At 64.4% G+C, this 16,893-nt stretch carries 16 protein-coding genes; 10 read left to right on the forward strand and 6 right to left on the reverse strand.

Annotated features, from left to right (window positions below; translation table 11 throughout):
* Positions 1–637 precede the first annotated feature (637 nt).
* From rlmB to IFT60_RS16795, 3 genes are all read left to right on the forward strand, one after another.
* Positions 638–1,378, forward strand: a complete 741-nt coding sequence (rlmB, locus tag IFT60_RS16785) for a 23S rRNA (guanosine(2251)-2'-O)-methyltransferase RlmB (protein ID WP_192053568.1) — start codon at positions 638–640, stop codon at positions 1,376–1,378.
* A 240-nt stretch (positions 1,379–1,618) separates the two neighbouring features.
* Complete coding sequence (cysE, locus tag IFT60_RS16790; RefSeq protein WP_192053570.1) at positions 1,619–2,356, forward strand: serine O-acetyltransferase; 738 nt, start codon at positions 1,619–1,621, stop codon at positions 2,354–2,356.
* A gap of 27 nt (positions 2,357–2,383) precedes the next feature.
* Positions 2,384–3,064 (forward strand): YceH family protein, encoded by a 681-nt coding sequence (locus IFT60_RS16795; RefSeq protein ID WP_192053572.1) that lies wholly within the window; start codon positions 2,384–2,386, stop codon positions 3,062–3,064.
* 77 nt (positions 3,065–3,141) lie between these two features.
* On the opposite strand, the gene IFT60_RS16800 is transcribed toward IFT60_RS16795, so the two are convergent.
* From IFT60_RS16800 to IFT60_RS16810, 3 genes are read right to left on the reverse strand one after another with little or no spacing between them, the layout of a single operon-like run.
* Positions 3,142–4,134 (reverse strand): hypothetical protein, encoded by a 993-nt coding sequence (locus tag IFT60_RS16800; protein WP_192053574.1) that lies wholly within the window; start codon positions 4,132–4,134, stop codon positions 3,142–3,144.
* Complete coding sequence (locus IFT60_RS16805) at positions 4,131–5,003, reverse strand: ABC transporter ATP-binding protein (RefSeq protein ID WP_192053577.1); 873 nt, start codon at positions 5,001–5,003, stop codon at positions 4,131–4,133. The genes IFT60_RS16800 and IFT60_RS16805 overlap by 4 nt, the downstream gene beginning before the upstream one ends.
* On the reverse strand, positions 5,000–5,368 hold the full coding sequence (locus IFT60_RS16810; RefSeq protein WP_192053579.1) for a GntR family transcriptional regulator: 369 nt from the start codon (positions 5,366–5,368) through the stop codon (positions 5,000–5,002). Before IFT60_RS16810 ends, IFT60_RS16805 begins: the two co-directional genes overlap by 4 nt.
* Positions 5,369–5,688: 320 nt before the next feature.
* Between IFT60_RS16810 and IFT60_RS16815 the strand changes: the two genes are divergently transcribed.
* Complete coding sequence (locus IFT60_RS16815; protein ID WP_192053580.1) at positions 5,689–6,336, forward strand: hypothetical protein; 648 nt, start codon at positions 5,689–5,691, stop codon at positions 6,334–6,336.
* Positions 6,317–8,557, forward strand: a complete 2,241-nt coding sequence (locus IFT60_RS16820; protein ID WP_192053583.1) for an NHL repeat-containing protein — start codon at positions 6,317–6,319, stop codon at positions 8,555–8,557. The genes IFT60_RS16815 and IFT60_RS16820 overlap by 20 nt, the downstream gene beginning before the upstream one ends.
* Positions 8,558–8,568: 11 nt before the next feature.
* On the opposite strand, the gene IFT60_RS16825 is transcribed toward IFT60_RS16820, so the two are convergent.
* The 3 genes from IFT60_RS16825 to IFT60_RS16835 form a co-directional block, all read right to left on the reverse strand.
* Positions 8,569–9,354 (reverse strand): UDP-2,3-diacylglucosamine diphosphatase, encoded by a 786-nt coding sequence (locus IFT60_RS16825; protein ID WP_192053643.1) that lies wholly within the window; start codon positions 9,352–9,354, stop codon positions 8,569–8,571.
* A gap of 35 nt (positions 9,355–9,389) precedes the next feature.
* Entirely contained in the window at positions 9,390–9,884 is a 495-nt protein-coding gene (locus tag IFT60_RS16830; RefSeq protein WP_192053585.1) for a peptidylprolyl isomerase, read from the reverse strand.
* Between the two features lie 77 nt (positions 9,885–9,961).
* Complete coding sequence (locus IFT60_RS16835; RefSeq protein WP_192053587.1) at positions 9,962–10,573, reverse strand: peptidylprolyl isomerase; 612 nt, start codon at positions 10,571–10,573, stop codon at positions 9,962–9,964.
* 258 nt (positions 10,574–10,831) lie between these two features.
* On the opposite strand from IFT60_RS16835, the gene cysS reads away from it, so the two are divergent.
* The 5 genes from cysS to IFT60_RS16860 all read left to right on the forward strand — a co-directional run bounded on the left by cysS (position 10,832) and on the right by IFT60_RS16860 (position 16,807).
* Positions 10,832–12,226, forward strand: a complete 1,395-nt coding sequence (gene cysS / locus IFT60_RS16840) for a cysteine--tRNA ligase (protein ID WP_192053590.1) — start codon at positions 10,832–10,834, stop codon at positions 12,224–12,226.
* Entirely contained in the window at positions 12,226–12,933 is a 708-nt protein-coding gene (locus IFT60_RS16845) for a DNA-3-methyladenine glycosylase family protein (RefSeq protein ID WP_192053645.1), read from the forward strand. Before cysS ends, IFT60_RS16845 begins: the two co-directional genes overlap by 1 nt.
* Before the next feature lie 81 nt (positions 12,934–13,014).
* Positions 13,015–13,992, forward strand: a complete 978-nt coding sequence (locus tag IFT60_RS16850; RefSeq protein WP_192053592.1) for an acetyl-CoA carboxylase carboxyltransferase subunit alpha — start codon at positions 13,015–13,017, stop codon at positions 13,990–13,992.
* 70 nt (positions 13,993–14,062) lie between these two features.
* On the forward strand, positions 14,063–15,424 hold the full coding sequence (tilS, locus tag IFT60_RS16855; protein WP_524537866.1) for a tRNA lysidine(34) synthetase TilS: 1,362 nt from the start codon (positions 14,063–14,065) through the stop codon (positions 15,422–15,424).
* Between the two features lie 135 nt (positions 15,425–15,559).
* Positions 15,560–16,807, forward strand: a complete 1,248-nt coding sequence (locus tag IFT60_RS16860; RefSeq protein ID WP_192053597.1) for an aspartate kinase — start codon at positions 15,560–15,562, stop codon at positions 16,805–16,807.
* Positions 16,808–16,893 lie beyond the last annotated feature (86 nt).

A 16,893-nucleotide genomic window follows, 5' to 3' on the forward strand; every position in this document is an offset into this window, starting at 1 on the left:
AGCGTGCACGCCGTGCGCGCAAGGGGGAGGCGCCGGCACAACCAGCTGCTGAGCCAGTCGAGGCGGTCGTGCAAGCTGCACCGGAGAATGGTGAAGCCAAGCCGGTGCGCCGTTCGCGCAAGGCGGCAGCCGTGCCGGAAGCCGCAGTACCAGCAACACCAGCACCAGCAGCACCGGAACCGGCAGCAGTCGCCACCGAAACCGTTGAACCGGTTGCCGCCAAGCCTGCCCGCAAGGCCAAGGCACCGGTGCGCGCCGCCATCAAGGCCCCGGCTGAGGCGGCACCGGCTGCAGCGCCGGTAGTCGAAGCAAGCGCGGAAGCAGCACCCGAGGCGGCACCGAAGCGCGCACGCCGTGCCAAGGCACTCGATCCGGCAGTTGCAGCATCCATCGCAGCACCGGCGCCTGCAGTAGTGGAAGTCGCGGAACCGGCAATCGAAGCGCCAGCCAAGCCACGCCCCACCCGCGCCAAGGCCGAGGCAGCACCGGTGGTGGAAGCCGAGCCGGCACCAGCACCAGTACCAGCAGCAAAAAAGAGCGTCGCCAAAAAGAGCGCCGCCAAGAAGCCTGCAGCCAAAGCGGCCAGCAGCACGTCCAACACCAGCAGCAAGAAGAAAAGTAGCGAGAAAAGCAAGGCATGAAAAATAAAATGATTTTCGGCTTCCACGCCGTGACCTCGCGGTTGCGCCACGAAGCCCAGTCGGTCGAAGAGATTTTCGTCGACGCCGAACGCAACGACGGCCGCATGAAGGACCTGGTCGCCAACGCCAAGGCGGCCGGCGTGCGCGTCATGCCGGTCGAAGCGAGCCGTCTCGACAAGATCGTCGGCACGCGCCGCCACCAGGGCGTGATCGCCTTCGCCAGCCAGCTGGCGCTGGCGCGCAACCTCGACGAACTGCTCGACGCCATCGAAGGTCCGCCGCTACTGCTGATCCTCGACGGCATCACCGACCCGCACAACCTGGGCGCCTGCCTGCGCGTGGCCGACGGCGTCGGCGCGCACGCGGTCATCGTGCCGAAGGACCGCGCTGTCGGCCTGAACGCCACCGCCGCCAAGGTGGCGAGCGGCGCCGCCGAGACCGTCCCCTACATCACGGTGACCAACCTGGCGCGCACCATGCGCGAGCTGAAGGAGCGCGGCATCTGGCTGATTGGCACCTCGGACGACGCCGACAAGGGCCTGTACGAAGCCGATTTCAAAGGCCCGGTCGCGCTGGTGATGGGTTCCGAAGGCGAGGGCATGCGCCGCCTGACGCGCGAAACCTGCGACCTGCTGGTCAACATCCCGATGTTCGGTTCGGTCGAGAGCCTGAACGTCTCGGTCGCCTCCGGCGTCTGCCTGTACGAAGCCCGCCGCCAGCGCGGTGTGCCGGCTTAAGCAATCAGCCTGGTTTGAACGCGTGGACGGGAAGACCCGTCCACCCTACATTTTGTAGGATGGGCACCCCGTGCCCATGCGGATCACGCATCCCACCGGCAGGGCAGGCAACAGCCCCACCCACGCCCGCATTCGCCCGAATGCAGCCATCATCCACAAGATCCCTCAAATTGATACCCTGCCAAGCAGACGCCCGGCGGATACGCTACCATCTGCCCTTGTTTTCCTTCTGTACTTATTATGTTTTCCTCGTTGCGCGAAGATATCAACAGCATCATCGAACGCGACCCGGCCGCCCGTAACGGCTGGGAAGTGCTCACCTGCTACCCCGGCTTGCACGCCATCGTCATGCACAATTGGGCGCACGCCTGCTGGAAGCGCAACCTGAAGTGGCTTGGCCGCTTTGTCTCCTACCTCGCACGTGTCATCACCGGCATCGAAATCCATCCCGGCGCCACCATCGGCCGGCGCGTCTTCATCGACCACGGCTTCGGCGTGGTGATCGGCGAAACCGCCGTGGTCGGCGACGACTGCACCATCTACCAGGGCGTCACCCTCGGCGGTACCACGCTGGTGGCCGGCACCAAGCGCCACCCGACGCTCGAGCGCGGCGTGATCGTCGGCGCCGGCGCCCAGGTGCTGGGGGCGTTCACGGTCGGCGAATTCGCCAAGGTCGGTTCCAACGCCGTCGTCGTCAAGCCGGTCCCGGCCGGCGCCACCGCGGTCGGCAACCCGGCCCACATCATCCGCAAGGAAGACCAGTCGAGGAGCGCGCGCATGTTCGCCGCCTACGGCGTCACGCCGAACGGCGACGATCCGCTGTCGAAAGCCCTGCGCGGCCTGATCGACCACGTGGCGCGCCAGGACGAGCAGCTCGAACGGCTGACCGCCACCATCAAGGCGGCCGGCATCGCCTGTCCGAACGTGCTCGAGGGTGATAAACTCGATTCGGTGACATTGAACCGGCTGGTGGATTGAGAACTGAGTAAGGAGCCTTTGAACCCCATGACTGAAGAAATCATTGCCGGCGTCGGCAGCGCACCGGTGCTCGACCCGTTCGAGATCCGCGTGCTTGCCGTGCTTGCCGAAAAAGAAGCGCTCACGCCCGACAATTACCCGATGTCGCTGAACGCCATCGTCAACGGCTGCAACCAGCTCTCCAGCCGCGACCCGGTGATGCAGCTGTCGGAAGAGACGGTGCAGGACACGCTGCAGCGCCTGATCGAACGCCGGCTGGTAAGCGGCATCAGCGCCGCCGGCGCGCGCGTGACGAAATACGAGCACCGCATGCGCATCAAGTGGACGCTCGAGCAGGACAAGGTGGCCGTGTTGACCGTGCTGATGCTGCGCGGCCTGCAGACCGCCGGCGAGATCCGCACCCGTACCGGCCGCCTGCACGAATTCAAGACCGTGGCCGACGTCGAGGCGACGCTGCAATTCCTGGTCGACAAATACCCGCCGCTGGTGGCGCGCCTGGAACGCGCACCCGGTACCAAGGAGCCGCGCTACGGCCAGCTGCTGGGCGGCGAGATCTCCACCGCGCGCGACGATTCCGCCTTCGGCGCCGCCGCGGCGCCGGCCCCGACCAGCCGCATCGGCCAGCTGGAAGAAGAGGTCGCCGCCTTGCGCGGCGAGCTGAACGAACTCAAGGCGCAGTTCGAGGCGTTTCGCCAGCAGTTTCAATAAGCGCCGAACCCGCCGTGCTCATCGCTGCGGCGGGTTCGACAAAGTTCGATTTACCCACGCTTCCACATCAAGCGCGATCAGCCCTCATCGCGCCAGCGGCGCAGCCGGATCGCCGCGAAGATCATCGCCACGCCCGCCACCACGCCGCCCCAGAGTGCCGGCTTGGCCAGGGTCGACCACGAGTAGCTCAGCATCGGCAGCAGGGGAACGCCACTCGACGTCGGCTGCGGCAGGTCGCTGGCGCCCATGAACCAGGTGCCGGGGATCAGGCCGAGCAGGATCGCTTCCAGCACGTTGTTGATGAGCCAGTCGGCATTGATGGTGAGGCCGCCGGTCATGCCCAGCAGGAAGTCCAGCCATTTCAGCAGCACGGCGGCCATCAGCGGCACGCCCACGGCCCACAGGAAGACCTTCGACTTCGCCCAGCTCGACACCAGCAGCAGCCAGCCCGCGGTCGGCAGCGCCCACAGGATGTAGATTGGCAGCATGCCGACCAGGTAGAAGGGCGCCAGGTAGAAGTTGACGTCCGTAAGCACCGCGCCGAACAGGTTGACGCCGTGGAAGCTGGTCGCAATGCCGGCAAAGAGCAGGATCGCCAGCGCCGCCGCCGTGGCCACGCCAATCGTGATCAGGGGCGCCACCACCAGCACCGTGACCAGTTTGGAGAGCACGGTAGCGGCATCCGAGATCGGCAGCGACTTCCAGAACAGGATGCTGCGGTCGCGCCGGTCGTCGTAGAGCGCGGCCAGGCAGTAGAAGAAGGCGACGATCGGCAGCACGAAGAAGATCGGCGCGCCGACGGCGATATAGTTATTCGCGGCGACGCTCGCCATGCGCTCGCGGATTTCCGGCGTGACGGCCTTGGCCATGGAGATCGAGGTCGTGTGGACTTCCTCGCCCTCGACCCGGATAGTGACGTTCTCGGTGCCCATCTTGCCGCTGGCAAGGCCGTAGCCGACCACGCCGCCGACCAGCAGCACCATGATCGCGGCGGCGACCAGCGGCGCCCAGACGAAGCCGCCCTTGTTCTCCCAGAACTCGCGGCGCAGCAGCCATTTCATCGTATTCATGCGTAGGTTCCTTTCATCGTTGCCACGAACAGGTCGGCGACGCTCGGATTGCGCGTCTCCCCAAGGGCGGACAGCTGGGCGCGCGAGACGCCGCCGGCACGCGCCGAATCGAACAGCATCACCGATTTGCCGAACACGGTGCGCTGGTCGAGCGGCTGCAGCGCGTTGGCGGCATTGACCTTGTCGGCGGCGACCATCACTTCGACATAGCGTTCGCCGACTTCGTCCATCGAGGCGGCCAGCACGATCTTGCCGTCGCGGATGAACAGCAGGTCGGTCAGGATGTGCTCGACTTCCTCGACCTGGTGCGTCGTGATGATGATCGTCTTGTTCTCGTCAAAATAGTCTTCCAACAGGTTCTGGTAGAACTGCTTGCGGTAGATGATGTCGAGGCCCAGCGTTGGTTCATCCAGCACCAGCAGCTTGGCGTCGATCGCCATCACCAGCGCCAGGTGCAGCTGGACGATCATACCCTTCGACATTTCCTTGACCTTCATGGTCGGGCGCAGGCGGGTGTTGGCGATGTATTTCTCGGCACGGGCGCGGTCGAAGCGCGGATGCACGCCGGCGACGAAATCGATGGCGTCCATCACGCGCAGCCAGCGCGGCAGGATCGCCACGTCGGCGATGAAGCACACGTCCTGCATCAGGGCGTCGCGCTGGGTGCGCGGATCGCGTCCCATCACGGTCAGCTCGCCGTCGAAGGGGATCAGGCCCAGCGCCGCCTTCAGGGTGGTGGTCTTGCCGGAACCGTTGGGGCCGATCAGGCCGACGATGCGCCCGGCCGGGATGTCGAAGTCGATGCCGTCGATGGCGGTCTGCTTGCCGTAGCGCTTGCTCAGGCCGCGTGCGGAGATCACGGCGCTCATGCTGTGCCTCCCGGCTGCGAGGTATGCAGCAACTGTTCGACGTTCAAGCCCAGCAGGCGGATGCGTTCCACCATCGCCGGCCATTCTTCGCGCAGGAAGCGCTCGCGTTCGCTTGCAAGCAGTTTCTCGCTTGCCCCTTCGGTAACGTACATGCCAATCCCCCTTCGTTTTTCTACTAGGTTTTCGTCCACCAGTTCCTGGTACGCCTTGGAAACGGTGATCGGGTTCAGTTGGTATTCGGCCGCGATCTGGCGGACCGAGGGCAGGGCGTCGCCGGCCTTCAGGACGCCGTCGAGCATCATTTCGATGACCCGGTCTTTCAACTGGCGGTAAATCGGTGCGTTGTCGTTCCAGCCGATGTTCATGGATGGCCCCCCTGTCGCCCTGGTGCTGCGGCATGTTCGCGCATGTCTGCCTCCTGTGGATGAATGTCTTGGTGTTGTAGTGAACTATAACAGTGACATTTTTTAAGGCAGCAAAAATGCGACGAACTGCACGAATGCGGAGGTGAGCGGCATGGAAGCAGTACCGGGCCGAGCCACGAAGGTCGAGCGACCCCCGGCGCTCCTTCAACGAAATCGTTTCATTTAAGCATCATAAATGAAATTTGGCCGGCAAAAGTCACCAACTGTCTCAGGATCCGGAGACACGACATGAGAAGCAAGGTTTCAGAGGCCGGGACTGTGTGCTGGCCGCCGTACTCGCCGCCCTTGTCGGCGGCTGCGGCGGTGGCGGCGGTGACAAAGGCAACAACGTCATCCTGATCGGGCCCGTCGTGCCGGTACCACAATTCACGCTGGGCGGCACGGTGTCCGGCCTCGGTCCGGGCGCCGTGGTGACGCTTGCCGACGGCAGCGCGACGCTCCCGGTGGCGGCGAACGGACCGTTTACCTTCCCCATCAAACGGCCGACCGGCACCGCCTTCGCCATCACGGCCACGGCACCCGACGGCTACACCTGCAAGGTCAGCGATGCCAGCGGCACCATTGCCGGCGCCGACAGCACCAAAACGACCGTCAACTGCGCGCCGGTCGTGCTGGCCGGGACCGTCAACCGCCTGCAACTGCCGCTGGCGCTCACGAGCGACGCTAACGGCAACGTCTACGTGCTCAACCGGGGGCGACCATTCCGTGATGTGCCTGTCCTCCACGGGTACCCAGGGCATGGGGCGACGCGGCGCCGCGCCCTCTTTGCATTTAGTAACATTCTGATACAAAAATTATCAAGATTTATTTACATTTTTATATCATTCTGCGAGTATATTGCTATTTGGTATGGCGCAGCTCGCGCCGTAAGTGCTCAGGGAGATGGATATGCGAGTCAAACAGTTTGAATATGCAGTTGCAACGGCGCTGCTGGTCTTGGTGGCGGGTTGTGGCGGCGGCGGTGGTGGCGGCGGTGGCGGTGGCGGCAGTACGCCCACGCCGCCGCCGACCGGCGGCACCCCCGGAACTGGTACTCCTCCTGTGACGACGGACTACACGGTCGGCGGCACCGTCACCGGCCTGCGCGCCGGCGCGGCAGCCGTCACCCTGAGCAACGGCAGCGAGACCGTCCCGGTCACGGCCAACGGCAGCTTCTCTTTCCCCGCCCGGCTCCAGAACGGCGCCGCCTACGACATCAAGGTGGCGTCGGCGCCGGCTGGGTATACCTGCAAGGCCTTCGATCCAACCGGCACGATCGCCAGCGCGAATGCCACCAAGACGGTCGTCGACTGCGCACCGCAAGTGCTGGCAGGCGTACGCGGCGCGTTGCAGGCGCCGCTGGCTGTCGCCGGCGACGGCAGCGGCAACCTGTACGTCACCGACGGCAGCCTGCACGGCGTGCTGAAGCTGTCGTCGAACGGCCAGCTTGGCATGGTCGCCGGCGGTACCGGCCAGCCAGGCCTGGCCAACGGCACAGGCAGTGCGGCGCGCTTCTGGCTCAACGCCAGCGGCGCCGCCGTCGACGGCCAGGGCAACCTGTTCGTCGGCGACAGCTGCAACGGCGCGATCCGCAAGATGACCGCCGCCGGGGAGGTCACGACGCTGGCAGGCAGCAGCTCGACCGCCTGCTACAACGTCGAGGCCGCCAAAACCACGCCGACCAAGGCCGACGGACTCGGCGCCGCCGCGCGCTTCGAAGGCCCGCAATCGATCGCCTCCGATGGCGCGGGTGGCGTGTACGTGATCGACCGCAGTGCCGGCCTGACGATTCGCCAGGCTACCGCGGCCGGCGTCGTCACCACCACGACCTATCCCAACCCGGATCCGGTGGCCCCGGTCATCCTGTTGCAGACGATCGCACGCGCCGCCGACGGCACCCTGTACGTATCGGACGATACCGACCGCATCTGGAAAGTCGGCAACGGCGTACTCACGCTGCATGCCGGCGGCGTGCTCGGCGCGACCAAGGATGGCACCGGCGTCGCGGCGCGCTTCGGCGCGATCACCGGCATGGTCGCCACGCCGAACGGCGACCTGTACGTGACCGACTTCGCATCGGTGCGCAAGGTGACGCCGGCCGGTGTCGTCACCACCCTGGCGGGCAGCCAGGAACGCGGCGACGTCGATGCGACCGGCACCGCGGCGCGCTTCGGCAACCTGCTGTCGATCGGTTTCGACGGCACCAGCCTGTTCGTGGTCGACAGCGGCCAGGAAGTGCTGCGCAAGGTGACGCTCGACGGTGTCGTAACTACCGTCGCTGCAACCCCGGCGGTGCGCAAGACCATCAACGGCGATGCCGCCACCGCGCGCTTCGGCTCGTTCAGCTCGCTCGCGGCCGATGCCGACGGCAACATGTACTTCGCCGACCCGGTGACCCACGTGGTGCGCAAGGCAACGCCGGACGGCACCGTAACCACGCTCGCCGGCGTGGTCAACAGCGCCGCCCTGCCTGGCCAGGGCGATGGCACGCTGGCCACGGCCCGGTTTGCCGCGCCGACGCGGGTTGCCGTCGGCCGCGACGGCAGCATCTGGATCGCCCAGAGCCTGGGCCTGCGCCGGATCAAGGACGGCGTCGTGACGACGGTCGACGCGGCGGTGCGTCCGATCGGCCTGGCGGTCGATCCCGACGGCAACGCCATCGTGACCACGGGCGCCGTATCGGGCGAAGTGCTGCGCATCACGCCGACCGGCGCCAAGACCGTGCTGGTGACCAAGGCGCAGATCGCAGGGCTGGCCGGCGCGGGCGCCGATCCACGGCCGCAATCGGTCGCGGTCGATGCCGCCGGCAACATCTACTTCGCCGACACCGGCACGGTCGCCGTCTACAAGCTGGCCAAGGCGGACAGTGCGCTGACTGTGTTCGCCGGTACGCCGATGAAAGAGACGGGCAACGTCGATGGCGCGGCCAGGACCGCCACGCTCGGGTTCTACGAAGTCGATCACATGACGATCGACGAGAGCGGCAACCTGTACCTGACCGGCTCGGGCAATGTGCGCAAGATCAGCCCGGCCGGCGTGGTGTCGACGCCGAGCTTTGTCTGGGGTAACGCCTCGATCGGCGCGATTACCTACAACAAGGGCAAGCTGGTCGGCATGACCCGCTACGCGGTGCTGCAGCAGTACCTGTAATCAGGGGAAGGTCAGAGCAGGCTGCCGTCGAGGGCATGGCGCGTGACGGCGCCATGCTCGTCGACGGCGATCCAGCCGCCACGCGGCGGCTCATCGGATCGGTCATCCAATTCCCAGTCGGGCAGGACGTAGCGGCGGCGTTGGCCGCTCAGGTGCCGATGCATGTGCAGGGCAGGGCGGTGCGTGTGCCCATGAATCAGGACGGCGGCGCCGGTGGCGTCGAACACGGCCTCGATCGCTTCGGGTGTCACGTCCATGATGGCGTACGACTTGGCCGTGTGCGCTTCGCGGCTGCCTTCGCGCAGACCGGCGATGATTGCCTTGCGCTTGTCTAAGGGCATGGCCAGGAATTGCGCCTGCCAGCCTCTAGCGCGCACCATCGCGCGAAATTCCATGTATTTTGTGTCGAGCGTGCATTCGGCGTCGCCGTGCACGAGGGCGATACGTTGCCCGGCGATCGTGGCGACGTGCGGCTCGTCCAGCAGGTGCAGGCCGGCCGCCGCGGCGAAACCCTGGCCGACCAGGAAGTCGCGGTTCCCCGCCATCCAGAAAATCTGCAGGCCGCGGTCCGCCAGGGCGCGCAGCGCCTCGACGACGCGTCGGTTCAGCGGCGCATCGAGGTCGTCGTCGCCGGCCCAGTATTCGAAGATGTCGCCGAGAAGATAAAGCTGTTCGGCATGCGCCGCATGCGCGGCCAGGAAGCGGAAAAAGGCGTCGGCCGTGCGCGGATGGGATTCCTGCAGGTGCAGGTCGGAAATGAAGAGCGCGACGGTGCGCGCGGGAGTGGTGGTGGAAATGCTGTGCTCCCGCGCGGAAAAACTACTTTACTGGATTACTGTACGACTTCGGCTTTTTCGATGACGATCGGCTCGACCGGCACGTCGGCGTGCATGCCCGAACGCGAGGTCGCGACCTTGTTCAGTTCATCGACGATGTCGGTGCCGGCAGTCACTTTACCGAACACGGCATAGCCCCAGCCATCCTGGCCCGGGTAGTTCAGGAAGTCGTTGTTCTTGGTGTTGATGAAGAACTGGGCCGATGCCGAGTGCGGCGCCGAGGTACGGGCCATGGCGACCGTGTACTTGTCGTTCTTCAGGCCGTTCTTGCCTTCGTTCTCGACGGTGGCGTCGGTCGCCTTCTGTTTCATGCCGGGTTCGAAGCCGCCGCCCTGGATCATGAAGTCCTTGATCACGCGGTGGAAGATCGTGTTGGTGAAGTGACCCTTGTTCACGTAGTCCAGGAAGTTGGCAACGGTCTTCGGCGCTTTTTCGGCGTCGAGTTCGATGGTGATATTGCCCTTGTTGGTGGTCAGCAGTACGGAGGTCATGGGAAATCCTGTTCTATTTGTTGATCAAACGTGCAAGTCGCGTATTTTACAACGTATTTCACGACTCATTTAACACCTCATTTCACCCGTTTCTCTCCCGAAAGCACGGTAGTGGCGCTGATGAAGATCGGCGTCACCGGCACATTCTGCATGCCGCGCATGTCGTCGACCATCACGCCCTTGATCTTGTCGACCGTTTCCTGGCCCTGCACCACGCGTCCGAATACCGTATAGCCGACACCATCCTGGCCCGGATAATCGAGGCCGCTATTATCGTTGACGTTAATAAAGAATTGCGACGTGGCCGAATTGGGGTCGCCGGTGCGCGCCATGGCGACTGTATACATCTTGTTCGACAGGCCGTTTTTCGACTCGCTCGGGATCGGCTTGCGAGCGCCTGGTTTGTCGATCAGTTTCTCGGTATAGCCACCCGCCTGGATCATGAAACCGTCGATTACGCGGTGAAATACCGTGCCTTTATAAAAACCGGATTTCACGTATTGCAGGAAATTTGCCGTGCTCTTCGGCGCATTCTCGGCGTCGAGTTCGACCACGATCTCGCCCAAGGTCGTCTTGATCGCCACTTGTGGATTCTCGGCGGCAAAGGCGCTGCCGGCAAAGCTCAGGGCCAGCGCGGCGCCGGTCAGGCGCAGGAAGAGGGTTCGGCGGGATTGTTTTTGTGCATGCATGGAGTGGTCTCCTCGGTGGACGTGGCGCAAAGCCCTGTCAAGGCTTTTACAGAAAAATAAACCTGAGCCATATGCGGCCAGTCGGGATTTTATCAATGCTATACTTTGCGCAGAACGTCCCCATTCTATCAAATAAGAACAGCACAGAGCGGTAGACGGTCCCGACGCAAAGATTGATTCCCGGCACGCGCTGAACGGCGTACGTGCCCGGTTTTGTTCTGCGCCAGGCATCCGATCCCCTCTCGATTCATCACACCAATGAGCCAATTAAAGATTTACAACACGCTGGCGCGCGAAAAACAGGTATTTGTCCCGATGGAAGCCGGCAAGGTCGGCATGTATGTCTGCGGCATGACCGTCTACGACTACTGCCACGTCGGCCACGCGCGCATGATGATGGCCTTCGACGTCATCTATCGCTGGCTCATGGAATCGGGGTACGAGGTCAAGTACGTGCGCAACATCACGGACATCGACGACAAGATCATCAAGCGTGCGGTCGAGAACGGCGAAACCTTGTCCTCGCTGGTCACCCGTTTCACCAAGTACATGGACGAAGACACGGCCGCGCTCGGCATCCTGCCGGCCAGCTTCGTGCCGCGCGCCACCGAACACGTGCCTGGCATGCTGTCGATCATCGAGCAGCTGGAAGCCAAGGGCCTGGCCTATAAAAGCGATGACGGCGACGTGAATTACGCCGTACGCAGCTTTGACGGCTACGGCAAACTCTCCGGCAAGTCGCTCGACGACCTGCGCGCCGGCGAGCGCGTCGACGTCAACACCGGCAAGCGCGATCCGCTCGACTTCGTCCTCTGGAAAGCGGCCAAGGAATCGGAGCCCGCCGAAGCCAAATGGGATTCGAAATGGGGCCGCGGCCGCCCGGGCTGGCACATCGAGTGCTCGGCCATGTCGTGCGCGCTGCTGGGCGAACACTTCGACATCCATGGCGGCGGCCAGGATTTGCAGTTCCCGCACCACGAAAACGAGATCGCCCAGAGCGAAGGCGCGTTCGGCGCGCCCATGGTCAATTACTGGATCCACAACGGTTTCGTGCGCGTCGATAACGAAAAGATGTCCAAGTCCCTGGGCAACTTCTTCACCATCCGCGACGTGCTCAAGAAATACGATGCCGAAGTGATCCGCTTCTTCATCGCGCGCGCGCACTACCGCAGCCCGTTGAATTATTCCGACGTCCACATCGACGACGCCAAGGGCGCGCTGACGCGCCTGTACACGGCGCTGGCCGACGTCGAACTCGGCGACGCGCCGCTCGCCGTCGACTGGGACCAGGCCAATGCCGTGCGTTTCCGCGACGCGATGGACGACGATTTCAATACGCCGCTGGCCGTGGCCGAGCTGTTCGACCTGGCCAGCGAAGTCAACCGCACCAAGTCGGTCGAGAGCGCGCGTCAATTGAAGGCGCTGGCCGGCGTGCTCGGCCTGCTGCAGCGCGCCCCGCAGGAGTTCCTGCGTGCTGGTGCGGGGCAGGGCGGACTGGGCGAAACCGAGATCGCCGACCTGATCGCAGCCCGCGCCTCCGCCAAGAAGGCGCGCAATTTCGCCGAGGCCGACGGCATCCGCGCCGAGCTGGTGGCCGCCGGGATCATCCTGGAAGACAAGCCGGACGGGACGACGAACTGGCGTCGCGCATGATGGCAGCGGAAAAGGACAACGGCGCCGGCGGCGCGCCGGAACTCGAGGTGCCCGCGTACTGGGCCGAAGCCAAGGAAGAGCTGATGCGGCGCGACCGCATCATGAAGCGCCTCATCCCGCAGTTCGGCGACATGCACCTGAAGGGGCATCCGGACCCGTTCACCACGCTGGCGCGTTCGATCGTCGGCCAGCAGGTCACGCCGAAAGCGGCCGACGCCGCCTGGGCCAAGCTGAACGCCTGTTGCCCGAAGCTGACCCCGGCGCAGATCATCAAGCTCGGCGCCGAGGGCTTGTCCGCCTGTGGACTGTCGAAACGCAAGACCGAATACATCCTCGACCTGGCCGACCATTTCAAGGCCAAGCGCGTGCATGCCAACCTGTGGTCCGAGATGGACGACGAGGCGGTGATCGCCGAACTCGTGCAAATCCGCGGCATCAGCCGCTGGACCGCGGAGATGTTCCTGATCTTTAACCTGCTGCGCCCGAACGTGCTGCCGCTCGACGACCCTGGCCTGATCCAGGGCATCAGCCAGAATTACTTCTCCGGCGAGCCGGTCTCGCGCAGCGATGCGCGCGAAGTCGCGGCCAACTGGGAACCCTGGCGCACCGTCGCCACCTGGTACTTGTGGCGCAGCCTCGATCCGGCGCCGGTGCAGGGCGCGCCATCCGGTTTGGCGTCCGCAGCGGCGTCCGGTACGGTAGAATAACGCCAAATAGAACGCCACCTCGCCACTGCGCGCCGTGTACTTGCCGGCGCGCCCAGGCCACAGAACAACCCCGGAGGTCCAATGACAAAAACTACTTTCCTCAGTTTCGAGCAGCCTATTGCCGAGCTCGACTCGAAAATCGAAGAGCTCCGCTTCGTCCAGGACGATTCCGCTGTCGACATTTCGGAAGAGATCGATCGCCTCGACAAGAAGAGCCAGCAGCTCACCAAGGACATCTACGCCAAGCTCACGCCCTGGCAAGTCTCGCAGATCGCGCGCCATCCGCAGCGTCCGTACACGATGGATTACGTGAACGCGATCTTCACCGACTTCCACGAACTGCGCGGCGACCGCAGCTTCGCCGACGACCAGTCGATCGTCGGCGGCCTGGCGCGCTTCAATGGCCAGGCCTGCATGGTCATCGGCCACCAGAAGGGGCGCGACACCAAGGAGCGCGCGATGCGCAACTTCGGCATGCCGCGTCCGGAAGGCTACCGCAAGGCGATGCGCCTGATGAAGGTCGCCGAGAAGTTCAACCTGCCGATCTTCACTTTTGTGGACACCCCGGGCGCCTTCCCCGGCATCGATGCCGAAGAGCGCGGGCAATCGGAAGCGATCGGCCACAACCTGTACGTCATGGCCGAGCTGAAAGTGCCGCTGATCGCCACCATCATCGGTGAAGGCGGTTCGGGCGGTGCGCTGGCGATTGCCGTCGGCGATGCGGTGCTGATGCTGCAGTACGCCACCTATTCGGTCATCTCGCCGGAAGGCTGCGCCTCGATCCTGTGGAAGACGTCGGAGCGCGCCTCCGACGCCGCCGAGGCCCTGGGCCTGACCGCGCACCGCCTGAAGGCGCTGGGCGTGATCGACAAGATCGTCACCGAACCGCTGGGCGGCGCCCATCGCGATCCGGCCAGCATGGCGCAGATGCTCAAGCGCGCGCTGGCCGATACCCTGCGCCAATTCCAGGGCATGAAAACCAAGGACTTGCTCGAAGCCCGTCACCAGAAGCTGATGGCGTACGGCAAGTTCAAGGAAACCCTGCCGACCGAAGAGTGAGTCGTGTTGCGTGAATAAGTTAGTTGGTAGTACCAAGGCCGGGTCCGTCCCGGCCGTTTTTACGCGTGCGATCGACACCTTGCGCATGCAGTTTTCCCCCGCCACGATTGCGATTGCCTGCAGCGGCGGCCTCGATTCGATGGTCTTGCTGCAGCTGGCATCTGACTGGTGCCGTGCGCAGGGGCACACGCTCTTCGTTTTCCACGTTCATCACGGCTTGAGCAGCAATGCCGACGCCTGGCTGCGCCATGTCGAGGCTGCCGCCGCCGCGCTCGGCGTGCGTGCCGATCACCGCCGCGTCGCGGTCGACAGCGGCGGCGCGGGTACCGAGGCGGCGGCGCGCAAGCTGCGTTACCGCGCGCTCGGCGACATGTGCCGCGCGCATGGCGCCACCCTGTTGCTGACCGCGCACCACCTCGACGACCAGGCTGAAACCGTGCTGCTACAATTGCTGCGCGGCTCCGGTCCGGCGGGACTATCGGGCATGGATGCGGCCAACAGCGCGCCCGAACTGCTGGGCAATCCGGACCTGGTGATGGCGCGTCCGCTGCTGCCGCTGGCGCGCGCCGAGCTCGAATCCTACGCACGGGAAGCCGGACTCAGTTGGGTCGAGGATGAATCGAACAGCGACACGCGCTATGCACGTAATGCCTTGCGCCACCATGTGATGCCGGCGCTGGCCGACGCCTTTCCCGGCTTCCAGCAGCGCTTCGCGCGCAGTGCGGCGCATGCCCAGTCGGCCCAGCGCCTGCTAACCGAGTTGGCCGAGGGCGACCTCGTGCTGGCGCTGGTCGACGGCGCCATCGACGTGGCGCGCCTGCGCAGCATGAGCCTGGACCGGGTCTACAACCTGCTGCGCCACTGGTTCGCCAGCCGCGGCCTGGCGATGCCGTCGACCGCCTGGCTGGTCGAACTGGTGGCGCAACTGATCGAAGCGCGCCACGACGCCCAACTCTTGGTGACGCACCCGGCCTGCCACCTGCGGCGCCACCGCGATCGGCTCTATATCACACCGAAACTGGCCGACCTCGCCGGGATGCGCGATCCGGACGACGAAGGCATCATCGAAAAACACGGCGAATCCTTCCGCTGGCAGGGCGAGGCGCAACTGGCGTTTCCGGCCTATGGCGGCGTGCTGCACGTCGAGCCGGCAGCGGTCGGCTTCGATCCGGCCTGGCTGCGCGCGCAGCACCTGGTCATCGATTTCCGCAAGGGCGGCGAGCGCCTCAAGCTGGCGCCGAACCGCCCGACGCGCGGCCTCAAGGCGCACTACCAGGCGGCCGATATTCCGGCCTGGGAACGGGCCCGGTTGCCGATCGTCAGCAGCGGGCGCGACCTGCTGTTCGCGGCGGGGCTGGGCATGGATTGCCATCATGTTAGCGATGACGCTGCCGAGCCCGTCAGTTTGCGCTGGGAGGCGAAGCCCGAATAATTTCTATGCGAAAAGCGTATTACTTTATTTTCTTTTCATATAGCTTTTCGGATTTCCCTTCTTGTGATCTTGCAGTGCAACATGCTAGAGTAAGTGTTCCCTTTTCACCCTCTCCACGCTGGGAAGCTTCCTTTTATGGCATTAATTGTCCACAAATATGGTGGTACGTCGATGGGCTCGACGGACCGCATCAAGAACGTCGCGGCGCGCGTCGCCAAGTGGCACGACGCCGGACATCAAATCGTCGTGGTGCCGTCGGCGATGTCGGGCGAAACGAATCGCCTGATCGGCCTCGCCAAGGAAATCATGGAGCAGCCGGATCCGCGCGAGCTGGACATGATCGCCTCGACCGGCGAGCAGGTGTCGGTGGGCCTCCTGGCAATGGCGCTGCTGGCCATCGGCAAGGACGCCGTCTCCTATACCGGCTGGCAAGCCGGCATCCGTACCGATTCGGCCTTCACCAAGGCGCGCATCCAGTCCATCGACGACACGCGCGTGCGCGCCGACCTCGACGCGGGTAAGATCGTCATCATCACCGGTTTCCAGGGGATGGACGAAGAGGGCAACATCTCGACGCTGGGCCGCGGTGGTTCCGATACCTCCGCCGTGGCGATCGCCGCCGCGCTGAAGGCCGACGAATGCCTGATCTACACCGACGTCGATGGCGTCTACACGACCGACCCGCGCGTGGTCGACGAAGCGCGCCGCCTGGAAAAGATCACGTTCGAAGAAATGCTGGAGCTGGCCTCGCTCGGCTCGAAAGTGCTGCAGACCCGCTCGGTCGAGTTCGCCGGTAACTACCAGGTCCCGACGCGCGTGCTGTCGTCGCTGACCAACCCCCTGATGCCCTTGGAAGAAGAAGCCAAGTCCGGCACCCTGATTTCGTTTGAGGAAGAAACCAACATGGAACAAGCCGTCATCTCCGGTATCGCATTCACCCGTGATGAAGCCAAGATCACCGTCCTGGGCGTGCCGGACAAGCCGGGCGTCGCCTTCCACATCCTGGGCCCGGTATCGGATGCCAATATCGAAGTGGACATGATCATCCAGAACCAGTCGGTCGACGGCAAGACCGACTTCACCTTCACCGTCTCGCGCGGCGATTACCAGCGTGCCATGGCCGTGCTGGAAGCGCAGCGCGACGAGCTCGGCTACACGCGCATCGTCGGCGACGCCAAGGTGTCGAAGGTGTCGGCCGTCGGCGTCGGCATGCGCAGCCACGTCGGCGTTGCCTCGCAGATGTTCCGCACGCTCGCGGAAGAGGGCATCAACATCATGATGATCTCGACCTCCGAGATCAAGATTTCGGTCCTGATCGACGAGAAATACATGGAGCTGGCCGTGCGCGCCCTGCATAAAGCGTTTGATCTGGAGAAAGCTTAACTTTTTCCTTATTTTTGGCCGCGCCGCCTTGACCAATCCGGCACCGGCCATTAAGATGCTTGCACTCAGCGCTAGCGCAGTTTGCT

It is taken from the genome of Massilia sp. CFBP 13721 (genome assembly GCF_014842025.1).
Classification (GTDB): Bacteria; Pseudomonadota; Gammaproteobacteria; order Burkholderiales; family Burkholderiaceae_D; genus Telluria.